Genomic DNA, 220 nt, shown 5'->3' on the forward strand with positions numbered 1-220 from the left:
TTTCATTCCTTTGTTATTATGGTTTTAAATTATTTACCTTGATATGACGGCTTACGCTTTTCGATAAAAGCTTGAACGCCTTCATTTTTATCTTCGGTCGAAAACAGTAACTGGAATGCTTTTCGTTCTAGCGTTAAGCCTGCATTTAATGGAACATCTTCGCTCATAAGCGCAACTTCTTTAATTTGTTGGAGGGCAATCGGCGGCATTTTGGCTAGGC

1 protein-coding gene is annotated in these 220 nt (G+C 38.6%); it reads right to left on the minus strand.

Going from position 1 to position 220, the window contains the following annotated elements; translation table 11 throughout:
• Positions 1 to 29 precede the first annotated feature (29 nt).
• Positions 30 to 220: enoyl-CoA hydratase-related protein (locus ON062_RS13750; protein ID WP_274647707.1), on the minus strand; the 191-nt coding region annotated here is incomplete at its 5' end.

Origin of the sequence: Microbacterium sp. C7(2022), from assembly GCF_028823665.1 — a bacterium.
GTDB lineage: Bacteria > Actinomycetota > Actinomycetes > Actinomycetales > Microbacteriaceae > Microbacterium.